This window comes from Paludicola sp. MB14-C6, assembly GCF_030908625.1.
GTDB lineage: Bacteria > Bacillota > Clostridia > Oscillospirales > Ruminococcaceae > Paludihabitans.
Genome location: NZ_CP133133.1, coordinates 1,797,051 through 1,809,138, shown reverse-complemented (window position 1 = coordinate 1,809,138; position 12,088 = coordinate 1,797,051). Strand labels below are relative to the sequence as shown.

Annotated in this window: 10 protein-coding genes; 4 read left to right on the top strand and 6 right to left on the bottom strand. The window is 36.0% G+C overall.

All coding sequences use genetic code 11. The features are described 5' to 3' along the window. Positions 1 to 235 precede the first annotated feature (235 nt). Positions 236 to 793, top strand: a complete 558-nt coding sequence (locus tag RBG61_RS08715) for a GNAT family N-acetyltransferase (protein ID WP_307942700.1) — start codon at positions 236 to 238, stop codon at positions 791 to 793. 103 nt (positions 794 to 896) lie between these two features. Here the strand turns inward: RBG61_RS08715 and ppdK are convergent, their stop codons facing one another. After that, complete coding sequence (gene ppdK / locus RBG61_RS08710) at positions 897 to 3,527, bottom strand: pyruvate, phosphate dikinase (RefSeq protein ID WP_307942699.1); 2,631 nt, start codon at positions 3,525 to 3,527, stop codon at positions 897 to 899. A gap of 332 nt (positions 3,528 to 3,859) precedes the next feature. On the opposite strand from ppdK, the gene glmU reads away from it, so the two are divergent. From glmU to RBG61_RS08695, 3 genes are all read left to right on the top strand, one after another. Further along, positions 3,860 to 5,215, top strand: coding sequence for a bifunctional UDP-N-acetylglucosamine diphosphorylase/glucosamine-1-phosphate N-acetyltransferase GlmU (gene glmU / locus RBG61_RS08705; protein WP_307942698.1), 1,356 nt, complete (start codon positions 3,860 to 3,862; stop codon positions 5,213 to 5,215). Positions 5,216 to 5,388: 173 nt separating this feature from the next. Further along, positions 5,389 to 6,348, top strand: a complete 960-nt coding sequence (locus tag RBG61_RS08700; RefSeq protein ID WP_307942697.1) for a ribose-phosphate diphosphokinase — start codon at positions 5,389 to 5,391, stop codon at positions 6,346 to 6,348. 98 nt (positions 6,349 to 6,446) lie between these two features. Further along, positions 6,447 to 6,935: a flavodoxin domain-containing protein gene (locus RBG61_RS08695; RefSeq protein WP_307942695.1), complete on the top strand. Its 489-nt coding sequence runs from the start codon at positions 6,447 to 6,449 to the stop codon at positions 6,933 to 6,935. Between the two features lie 71 nt (positions 6,936 to 7,006). Here the strand turns inward: RBG61_RS08695 and RBG61_RS08690 are convergent, their stop codons facing one another. The 5 genes from RBG61_RS08690 to RBG61_RS08670 all read right to left on the bottom strand — a co-directional run bounded on the left by RBG61_RS08690 (position 7,007) and on the right by RBG61_RS08670 (position 12,030). Further along, complete coding sequence (locus RBG61_RS08690; RefSeq protein WP_307942693.1) at positions 7,007 to 7,420, bottom strand: acyl-CoA thioesterase; 414 nt, start codon at positions 7,418 to 7,420, stop codon at positions 7,007 to 7,009. 8 nt (positions 7,421 to 7,428) lie between these two features. Further along, complete coding sequence (locus RBG61_RS08685) at positions 7,429 to 8,700, bottom strand: replication-associated recombination protein A (RefSeq protein ID WP_307942692.1); 1,272 nt, start codon at positions 8,698 to 8,700, stop codon at positions 7,429 to 7,431. A gap of 47 nt (positions 8,701 to 8,747) precedes the next feature. Further along, positions 8,748 to 9,539, bottom strand: a complete 792-nt coding sequence (locus RBG61_RS08680; RefSeq protein ID WP_307942690.1) for an alpha/beta hydrolase — start codon at positions 9,537 to 9,539, stop codon at positions 8,748 to 8,750. 114 nt (positions 9,540 to 9,653) lie between these two features. Further along, the gene (glyA, locus tag RBG61_RS08675; RefSeq protein WP_307942688.1) at positions 9,654 to 10,907 is read right to left on the bottom strand and encodes a serine hydroxymethyltransferase; all 1,254 of its coding nucleotides are present in this window, start codon (positions 10,905 to 10,907) and stop codon (positions 9,654 to 9,656) included. A 166-nt stretch (positions 10,908 to 11,073) separates the two neighbouring features. After that, on the bottom strand, positions 11,074 to 12,030 hold the full coding sequence (locus RBG61_RS08670) for an ROK family protein (protein WP_307942686.1): 957 nt from the start codon (positions 12,028 to 12,030) through the stop codon (positions 11,074 to 11,076). Positions 12,031 to 12,088 lie beyond the last annotated feature (58 nt).

Below are 12,088 nucleotides of genomic sequence, written 5' to 3'. Positions count from 1 at the left end.
AAAGCGATATGCTTCATATTGCATATTAATTTTGCCAAAAAAACAAGCACATTAACAGTTACTCGTAAATGTGCTTGTTATATTTTAGCTTAAAACTGGAAAGAAAAATATTCTTTCAATTACTTAGCAAATTTAATTGCAGCTTGTGTACAAGTTTATTTGATAGTATAATATTGTTGAAGATTATTGATAGTTTGCGACAGAGCGAGAAATCATAATTTATTGGAGGACTGTTATGGCTGAACTGTTTGAATGTTTCCCAAGCTTGCAAAATGAAACACTCATTATCCGAAAGATGAGTGATGATGACATAGATGCATTATCCGAAATAGCTTGCAATGATAATGTATATAAATATATTCCACCGTTTTTATATAAAAAAAGCAGGGGTAATTTGCTAGCTGCAATTAGAAACCTTGGTGGGAGAGATTTTGATAAAAAGAAACTAATTATCGCAGGCATTTATCTGTGCGAAGAACCTGATAAACTTATTGGTCTTGCAGAAATGTTTGATTATAAAAAAAGAGTGAACCAAATAACGATAGGCTATCGAATAAGCGAATTGTATTGGCACAGAGGCATTGCGACTAATACGGTAAAGCTTATGATTGATTATCTTTGTAATGATATAGGTATCCAAAAGTTGAAAGCATTTGTTATGCCCGAAAATGTTTTTTCTGCAAAAGTACTGATAAAAAATGGTTTTATAAAAGAACCCAATACTGTTCAGGAGAAAAACTGGGGCGGAAAAGAAATCGTTGATTTGAATGTATTTACCTATGCTGTTCAATAGATTCCAGTTTATTGATGAAAAGCGAATAAGCATAATACGAAGCTAGTTACATACCAAAAAGGACACTGCAAATGCAGTGTCCTTTTAATCATTCTATTAAATCTTACTTAGAGAATTTAATTGCAGCTTGTGCAGCAGCTAATCTTGCGATTGGAACGCGGAATGGAGAACAAGAAACATAAGTTAAACCAGCTTTGTGGCAGAATTCAACAGAGCTTGGATCTCCACCGTGCTCACCACAGATACCAAGTTTGATGTCAGGGCGAGTTTGACGACCTAAATCAGAAGCTATCTTAACTAGTTTGCCAACACCTTTTTGGTCTAAACGAGCAAATGGATCGTTTTCGTAGATTTTCTTATCATAGTAAGAACCTAAGAAAGCACCAGCATCATCACGGCTGAAGCCGAATGTCATTTGAGTTAAGTCGTTTGTACCAAAGCTAAAGAACTCAGCTTCAGTAGCAATTTCATCAGCAGTGATAGCAGCACGAGGAATCTCGATCATTGTACCAACTTTGTAATGTAAATCGCAACCAGCTTTAGCGATAATAGCATCAGCAGTAGAAGTTACAATTGATTTAACATAAGCTAACTCTTTGATTTCACCAACAAGTGGAATCATGATTTCAGGAACGATGTTCCAATCTGAATGAGCTTTCTTAACGTTGATTGCAGCTTCAATAACAGCAGTTGTTTGCATTTCAGCGATTTCTGGATAAGAAACAGCTAGACGACAACCACGGTGACCCATCATTGGGTTGAACTCATGTAGAGAAGATACAACAGCTTTTAATTCTTCAACAGAGATGTTCATTTCTTTGCTTAATGCAGCAATATCATCTTCAGCAGTTGGTAAGAATTCGTGTAGAGGTGGGTCTAAGAAACGAATTGTAACTGGGTGACCACCCATTGCTTCATATAAGCCTTCAAAGTCGCCTCTTTGCATTGGAAGAAGTTTAGCAAGAGCTGCTCTTCTTTGTTCCTCAGTTTTAGAAACGATCATTTCACGCATAGCTTTAATTCTATCGCCTTCAAAGAACATATGCTCTGTACGGCAAAGACCGATACCTTCTGCACCGAAAGTAGCAGCTTGTACAGCATCTTTAGGTGTATCAGCATTTGTTCTTACTTGTAATGTTCTGAATTCATCAGCCCATTTCATAATTCTATCAAAGTTACCGGAAATAGAAGCAGCAACAGTTTGAATTGCTTCACCGTAAATGTTACCAGTTGAACCATCAAGAGAAATATAATCGCCTTCGTGGAATGTTTTTCCGCCAAGTGAGAATACTTTTGCATCTTCATCAATTTTAATTTCGCCGCAACCAGATACACAGCAAGTACCCATACCACGTGCAACAACAGCAGCGTGAGATGTCATACCACCACGTACAGTTAGAATACCTTCTGCAACGTGCATACCTTCGATATCTTCTGGAGAAGTTTCAAGACGAACTAAAATTACTTTGTTACCTTTTTCAGCCCACTCTACAGCAGCATCTGCAGTGAATACTACTTTACCGCAAGCAGCACCAGGAGATGCAGGAAGAGCAGAGCCAATAGGAGCAGCAGCTTTTAGAGCTTTTACGTCAAATTGTGGATGTAATAAAGCATCTAATTGTTTTGGATCGATCATTAATACAGCTTGTTCTTTGTTAATTTGACCTTCGTCAACTAAATCACAAGCAATTTGTAATGCAGCAGCAGCAGTACGTTTACCATTTCTAGTTTGAAGCATGAATAGTTTACCATCTTCGATTGTAAACTCCATATCTTGCATATCATGATAATGATTTTCTAATGTATTAACAATCGTTACGAATTGCTCGTAAACTGCAGGATTTTGTTCTTTTAAGTGATCAATTGTTAAAGGAGTTCTAACACCAGCAACAACGTCTTCACCTTGAGCGTTCATTAGATATTCGCCATATAGTTTTTTCTCACCAGTTGATGGGTTTCTTGAGAAAGCAACACCAGTACCGGAAGTTTCGCCCATATTACCAAATACCATCATTTGAACGTTAACAGCAGTACCCCAATCAGAAGGGATATCGTTCATTCTACGATAGTAATTTGCACGAGGGTTGTCCCAGCTTCTAAATACAGCTTTTACAGCTCCCATTAGTTGCTCTTTCGGATCAGATGGGAAATCAGAACCGATTTTTGCTTTATATTCAGCTTTGAATTGATTTGCAAGTTCTTTTAGATCATCAGCATCTAACTCAGTGTCAAGTTTAACGCCTTTTTTCTCTTTCATTTCGTCGATTAACTCTTCAAAATATTTCTTACCAACTTCCATTACAACGTCAGAATACATTTGAATGAAACGACGGTATGAGTCATATGCAAAACGTGGGTTACCAGTTTTTGCAGCGAAGCTTTCAACAACTTCATCATTAAGACCTAAGTTTAGGATAGTGTCCATCATACCAGGCATAGAAGCTCTAGCGCCGGAACGAACAGATACTAATAATGGGTTTTCTTTATCGCCTAATTTTTTGCCAGCAATTTTTTCTAGCTCAGTAATATTTCTCATGATTTCAGCTTGAATATCATCGTTAATTACTTCACCGTCTTTGTAGTATTGTGTACATGCTTCAGTAGTCACTGTAAAGCCTTGAGGTACAGGCATTCCTAGATTGGTCATTTCTGCAAGGTTTGCACCTTTGCCGCCTAATAGCTCACGCATTGAGCCATTTCCCTCAGAGAAAAGATAAACAAATTTGTTGCTCACTTTTGATCTCCTCCAAATTTTTAGATATACGAAAACAAGACTTGCAACTAAATTGCAAGTTTTCCGCACAAGAATTTTGCTTATACTTCTTTTATCCGCATAAGCATTAGATATATTATAACAGAGTTATTGGTATTTTGCCATATTTTAAGCAAAAATTTTTAAACTTTTTTATAAAATTAATAAAATTCACAAAGTTTTTTATTTTGTCTTGCAAATCATAGTAATAATTGCAATAATATAAAGGTAAATAATTGTTTTATTCCATATACAAATAAGTTTATATACTGATTAAAACAATATATTTTATTCTATTTTAAAGGAGTCTTTTCATGTCTAATAAATCTGCTATTATTTTAGCTGCCGGTAAAGGTACACGCATGAAGTCGGATTTACCTAAAGTATTATGTGAAGTATTATTTAAGCCTATGATTAATTGGGTTATTGATGCTTGCCACAATGCCGATATTAACAACATTTGTGCAGTAACAGGCTATAAAAGTGAACTTGTTGAAAATATTTTAGAAGATAATATCAGCACCGCTATTCAAAAAGAGCAAAAAGGTACAGGTCACGCTGTAATGATGGCAAAAAATTTCTTAGAGAAAAATATAGATGGTGATGTTATTGTTCTTTGCGGCGATGCCCCATTTATGGATTCAACAACAATCCAAAATGCTTATGATATGCACAAAAAGCAAAACAACGCAATCACTGTAATTACAGCAAGACTTGATGATCCAACCGGATACGGACGTATTGTTCGTAATCGATACGGTCTTGAGCGTATTGTAGAACAAAAAGATGCATCAAACAATGAGCTTTTAATTAACGAAGTAAATTCAGGTGCTTATTGGTTTAATGTAAAATACTTATTAGAAGTTCTTTTTGATATTGATGATTCTAATTCACAAGGTGAGTATTATCTTCCTGATACAATTGCACTTTCTTTGGCAAAAGGAAGAAAAGTAAATGCTTATATTTCCGATAACCCAGATGTTATTTTGGGGGCAAACTCTCGCCGTGACCTTTGCAATTTAAACGCAATTGCAAATCGGAGAGTAATTGATAACCATTTTGACAACGGTGTTGAATTTGTAAGCTTAGACGGCGTACTGATTTCTCCTGAGGTTAAAATTGGAAAAGGAACCGTTATTCTTCCGTCAACTATACTAAAAGGAACAACAGAAATTGGCTCAGGATGTTCAATTGGTCCAAATAGTTTAGTTCAAAATTCAAAAATCGAGAATAATGTTGTTTTTAACGCGTCACAATGTTATAATTCTTTTATTGCGAGCAATGTAACAATTGGTCCATTCTGCCACATAAGACCAAATAGCACAATTAAAGAGGGCGTTCATCTAGGCGATTTCGTTGAAATTAAGAACTCTGTGGTTGGCGAAAATACACACGTTTCTCACCTTACTTATGTGGGTGACAGCGATGTTGGTAAGAACGTTAACTTTGGCTGTGGTGTAGTTACCGTAAACTACAATGGAAAAACCAAAGCAAGATGCACCATTGAAGATGATGCTTTCATTGGTTGTAACACCAATTTAGTTGCTCCTGTAAAGGTTGGAAAACGTGGTTATACCGCTGCCGGTTCAACAATTACCGAAGATGTTCCGGATGCAAGTTTGGCAATCGCTCGTAGCCGTCAAATTAACAAAGAGGGTTATAACAAATAAACTCCATCCTAATAAATTGCATAAGTCATGTGCAATACCAATATTGTGCGACGAAATGATGCACCAATAGAAACATAACAACACGGTAGCTTTTTGACAGACACCTGAACAAGAAGCTACCAATTATTTCGCCATTCAGGATTTTGGCAAGAGAAAAAGGAGAGCAATATTATATGAATTTACACGGTAAGGATATTAAAATTTTTACAGCAAACTCGAACAAACATGTAGCAGAACAAATTGCAAAAAGCTTAGGTCTTCCACTCGGTCAATCTGAAGTAAAAACTTTTAGTGATGGAGAAATCTCTGTCAGCATTAAAGAATCTGTTCGTGGTTCCGATGTGTTTGTTGTACAATCAACCTCCCAACCTGTAAACAACAATTTAATGGAACTTCTCATCATGTGCGATGCTTTTAGACGTGCATCAGCCGGTAGAATTACAGCGGTTATCCCTTATTTTGGTTACGCAAGACAAGATAGAAAATCAAGAGCTCGTGATCCAATTACAGCAAAACTGGTTGCTGATTTGATTGTGGCTGCCGGTGCAGATCGTGTTCTTACTATGGATTTACATGCAGCACAAATTCAAGGTTTCTTTAATGTTCCCGTTGATCACTTATTAGGTGTTCCGATTTTAGCTCCACATTTTGTTGAAAAATTTAAAGACTGTAAAGATGAAATCATTGTCGTTTCTCCTGACTTAGGTTCTGTTACACGTGCAAGAAATTTTGCAGACAAAATTGATGCTCCTTTAGCTATCGTTGATAAACGCAGACCACAAGCAAACGTTTGTGAGGTTATGAATATTATTGGTGATGTAAAAGATAAAAAGGTAATCTTAGTAGATGACATGATTGATACTGCAGGAACTCTTTGTAATGCGGCATCTGCTATCATCGAAAAAGGTGGCGCAAAAGAAGTTTATGCTTGCGCTACACATGGTGTATTATCAGGTCCTGCAATCGACCGTATTCAAAATAGTGTAATTAAAGAAGTTATCATTTTGGATACGATTGAATTACCTACAGAAAAGCAAATTGATAAAATTGTTCAATTAGAAGTTGCTCCTGTCTTTGCACAAGCAATTGAGCGTATTTATCAAGATAAACCAGTTTCTCCACTATTCGGATAAACAACCTAAAATGGTCTATACAATATTGTATAGACCATTTTAAGAAATTTGAGCGAGAGGAAGGATATGACTTTCTTAATTAAGTCATAATATGTAATATGAAAAGTATTATTCTTTATGCCTCAAAGTATGGAAGTACGAAAACTTGTGCAGAAGCTTTAGCTAAAAAGCTTCATGGTGATGTTGAGTTGATTCAAATCGCAAATGACACCATTCCCAATTTAAATTCTTATGATCATATTATATTAGGAAGCCCAATTAAAATGGGCACTATCGATCCAAAAATCCGTGCTTTTTGCAAGGAACACGAAGAAGCTTTATTTCAACACAATGTAGCAATGTTTATTTGTAGCGCAATTGAAAGTCAAATTGATGTAGCTTTAAAAGCAAGTATACCTCAAAAGTTATATGACCACATTCACCCCATTCAATATGTCGGCGGAATAATGGATGCGAAACACGCTAAATTCTTTGATAAAATGATTATTAACTTGGCTGCTTTCTCAATGAAAAAAGAGGGTAAAGCATTACCACAAATCGAATATGGCAATATAGAGGCTTTAGCCAATAGCATTAACGCACAATAAATAGAGGTCAATTTCTTTTGAAATTGACCTCTATTCAATATAAAATAAAATGCACTAAGATAATTGAATTTTTATTCAAATGCCTTTTCAATCAACTCATATATATCATTATGATATCGCTTCATATTTACTATTCTTTTGTTCGTATCTGTCCAGGCATGTAAAGTCGAACCAGTTGCAACTGGGTTATCTTCACCATACCGATATACTGTATAAGCAAACTCAATGCGAGCTGGTGTTAATGCTTTTATATATACTTCAACTGTAAGTTCATCCTCGTAATGTGTTGGAAAAATATACTTACATTGTAATTCTGCTAGTGGAAGCATAATTCCCGCTTTCTCCATCTCGGTATAAGTCATACCTATTTTCTTTATAAAATCCGTTCTTGCAACTTCAAACCAAATTGGATATACAGAATGATGTGCAATACCCATTTGATCCGTTTCTGCATAGCGAACAGTAATCTGACTCTTAGAAACCATATCTATTCTTACTCCTTTATAATTTTCATTCGATAAGCTTTTGCCGCTTGCTCGTTTTTATTCTCACCAAAACTGTAATAAACCCTGTCTTTCAATTCATTCGGTAAATACTGTTGCTTCACAAAATGATTCTTAAACTCATGTGGATATTTGTATCCCTTTGCCCCTGACAAAGACTTTGTTTCTGCATCATAATGTGCATTTTTTAAATGTGATGGAATATCACCAGCTAATCCTTTTTGTACGTCTATCATTGCACTGTTAATTCCATTATAGGCCGAATTTGATTTTGGTGCAGTTGCTAATAATACAACCGCATCGGCTAACGGAATCCGTGCTTCCGGCAATCCAAGCTCCCTCGCCATATCACAACAAGCTTTTACAATCGGAATTGCTTGAGGATATGCTAATCCAACATCCTCACTTGCCATAACTAATATCCTACGACATGCAGAGATTAAATCTCCTGCTTCCATTAACCTAGCTAGATAATGTAATGCTGCATTTTCATCCGAACCTCTTACAGACTTTTGTAAAGCAGATAAAATTTCGTAATGTTGATCTCCATCTCGATCATATTTCATTGAGCTTTTTTGGGCAAGCATTTCCGCTAATTCTAGAGTTACTTCCCGTTCGCCATTTTCATTTATATTTGCCGATAAATAACATAATTCGGCTGCATTCATTGACTTTCGTACATCGCCGCCACAGGTTTGAGCAATATGTTCAACCACATTTTCTTCAACAATCGCTTTCTGACTATATTGTTGTTCTAAAAGAGAAAATGCCCTTGTAACCGCCTTACGAATTTCATCGGGAGTAACGGGTTTAAACTCAAATACCGTACTTCGGCTTAAAATTGCATTATAAATATAAAAATATGGGTTTTCAGTTGTTGAAGCAATTAAAGTAATATTTCCGTTTTCTATATGCTCCAGTAAAGATTGCTGCTGCTTTTTGTTCAGATATTGTATCTCGTCAAGATACAATAAAATACCGTTATGCCCTACAATGGTATCCAACTCTTCTACAATTGCTTTTATATCAGCTGTTGAACAACTTGTTCCATTCAATTTATGCAACCGCATATTGGTTTTCTCTGCAATAATGCGTGCTACCGTTGTCTTTCCAATACCCGAAGAACCATAAAATATCATATTCGGAATATGACCGGATTCAATAATTCTTCTGAGCGGTTTCCCTATTCCTAAAAGATGTGGTTGCCCCACAACGTCGTCTAACGATTTTGGTCGAATTAATTCTGCTAATGGTGTCGCCATGGGCTACCCTTCTTTCTTGTATTCTTAATAATTTCTTAAACGTTATGCTATTTTTCAACTCCATCAGATAATGGAGTTGCTGTTCCGCTTGTTGGCTTTCCAAAGAAAAATTCTAACGCCATTTTCACTGAAGTATCCCAAAAATCCCAAGTATGATTGCCTTCCCATTCTTTGAAAGTATAATCAAAATCAAGTGATTCTAAATGAGCTTGTAATTTTTTGTTTTGTGGATATAACATATCTGATGTTCCACAAGTCATGAATATTCTAGGTTTTTCACAAGCTTCATTACATTTTGTTGATAAATAAAACAAATCATCTTTATTGTCAATTCTCAACTCTTGTCCTAATATAGCATATAACTCATTCAAATTTGCAGCAGGCATTCTTTCTTTAATGGTGTTGTTTATATCACAAACCGCAGAAAAAGCTGCACAGGCTGCGTATTGCTCCGGTCTTGAAAATGCACATTTCATCGCACCATATCCACCCATTGAAAGGCCAGCTACATAAGTATTTTCTCTTTTAGTAGATAGATGGAACATAGAACCTACAAATTGAATAAGCTCTTTTGATACATAGCTAAAATAATTCAGCCCATATTTCATATCAGTATAATAACTACGTTGTACCTCAGGCATAACAATAGCGACCTTATGCTCATTGGCATAACGCTCAATACTTGTTAGTCTTGTCCATCCTGTACAATTATCAGATAATCCATGTAATAAATAAACTACATTAAGCTCATTATTATTCATTCCTTGCGGAATAATTACATTGATACTTGTATTCATTTGCAATTCATTTGATGTAAAATCCCCTCTAAAAAAAGCCATGTTCATTCTCCTTTTTATTGTAAATTGTAAATATACAATTGTTATATTTCCCGTTGACTTCTCGGCTGAAAACGGCAGGCACAAAGCCTGCCGTTTATCGTGATACGCAATTTATTATTCGTATAATGGATATTTTGCACACAATGCGTCGACAGTTTTTCTTACTTCATCAGCTGTGTTTTCAAAATCAGTTGCTGTTTTATAAATACAATCTGCGATAATCTCCATATCAGCAGGAACCATTCCTCTGCTTGTAATTGCAGGAGTACCAATACGAATACCACTTGTTATAAATGGACTTTGTGGATCATTTGGAATTGCATTTTTATTAACTGTAATATATACTTCATCTAAACGTTTTTCCAACTCTTTACCTGTAATATCAAAGTTTCTTAAATCAAGGAGCATTAAATGATTATCTGTTCCATTTGAAAGCAACTTAAAGCCTTTTGCCATTAAAGCATCTGCTAGTGCTTTCGCATTTTCCACAACTGTCTTTTGATATTGTTTAAAATCATCCGTTAACGCCTCGCCAAAGCACACAGCTTTTGCAGCAATCACATGCATTAAAGGACCACCTTGAGTACCAGGGAAAATTGCTTTGTTAATTTTCATTGCAAGCTCTTCTTTACAAAGAATCATGCCACCACGAGGGCCCCTCAGTGTTTTATGAGTTGTAGTTGTTACAACATCTGCATACGGCACAGGTGAAATATGCAATCCTGCTGCTACTAAGCCTGCGATATGAGCCATATCTACCATGAAATAAGCGTCAACGCTTTTTGCTATCTCGCTAATACGTTTAAAATCAATTTCTCTTGGGTATGCACTTGCTCCAGCTACGATCATCTTTGGTTTATGTTCTTTTGCCAAAGCTTCTAACTTATCATAATCAATTGTATTGGTTACATCATCTACGCCATATGGAATAAAATTAAAATATTTACCGCTCATGTTAACAGGAGATCCATGTGTTAAATGGCCGCCATGAGCGAGATTCATACCTAAAATGGTATCGCCATGTTCCAATAATCCAAAATAAACAGCAAGGTTCGCTTGCGCACCGGAATGAGGTTGCACGTTTGCGTGTTCTGCACCAAACAACTTCTTCGCACGTTCGATTGCGATATTTTCTACAATATCAACGCATTCACATCCGCCATAGTAACGCTTTGATGGGTATCCTTCTGCATATTTATTGGTTAAAACAGAGCCCATTGCAGCCATAACTGCAGGAGAAACAATATTCTCACTTGCAATCAATTCAATATTTCTACGTTGACGTTTTAATTCAAGATTCATTGCTTTTGCAACATCTTCATCGTATTGGCCTACATAACCAATTGTATCTAGCATTTCTTTGTACATTCAAAACGACTCCTTAATTTATATTTGCAACTCACTACCATTTATATTAATTTTTATTTACCTATTATCGAATACATAATTTACTAATTAATTATACAGCATTAAAGCTCTAAATACAAGTAGGGATATGTGACTGCATATTGCAACCTCATATCCCATCTACTGTTTAGTGTGATAAACCTAATAATGCAGCACCAATAATTCCTGCATCATTTCCTAATGTAGCAACAACAATTTTGGTGTTTCGTTCGCTGTTTCTTGAATATACTTCTTGATTGATAATTTCTTTTAATGGATTTAATAAATTATCACCCTCACGGCTAATACCTCCACCGATACATAACATATCCGGTTGGAAGATATTAATGATATTTGTAATACCGCAAGCAAGCTGTTTTACATATAAATCAACTACTTTTTTTGCTGTTGCATCGTCTTGACGCACACCGTCAAACGCAGTTCTACCATTTACACGGCTAATGTCGCCACCGCAAATTTCCCATAGTGCTGAATCTTTATTCTCTTGCATAAGCTCTTTTGTTGTTTGAATTAAACCTGTTGCGCTTGCATATGCTTCTAAGCAGCCACGACGGCCACAAGTACATGGTCTACCATCCAATTTAATAACGGCATGACCAAGTTCTGCACCACAATAGTTAAAGCCCGTATAAATCTTGTTGTTGATAACGATACCGCCGCCAACGCCTGTTCCCAAAGTAACCATTACAGAAATGTCAACGCTTTTTGCGCTTCCTGCTTTATATTCACCATAAGCTGCTGCATTGGCATCGTTTTCAATGTAAACGGTCTTTTGCATTCTTTCTTCTAGCATTTTCTTTAAAGGAACATCTAAGAAACCAAGGTTATTGGAATATTCAACAATTCCTGTATCTTGGTTAATAGAACCTGGTGCGCCTACACCAACCCACTCAATATCGTTCATATCAATTTCGGCTTTTTTCAATGCTTCCATTGCAACAAAAGCCATATCATCTGCTATATCGTCAGCAGGACGAGGGCTATTTGTTCTTACGCTTGCTTGAGCAATTATTTTGTAGTTTTCATCTACTACACCGGCAGCGATATTGGTACCGCCTAAGTCAATTCCTAAATAGTATTTCATGTTCAAGTATCTCCTTTATATTCATATATTCTTTTTTTGGGGGGTGCGAATAATTTAT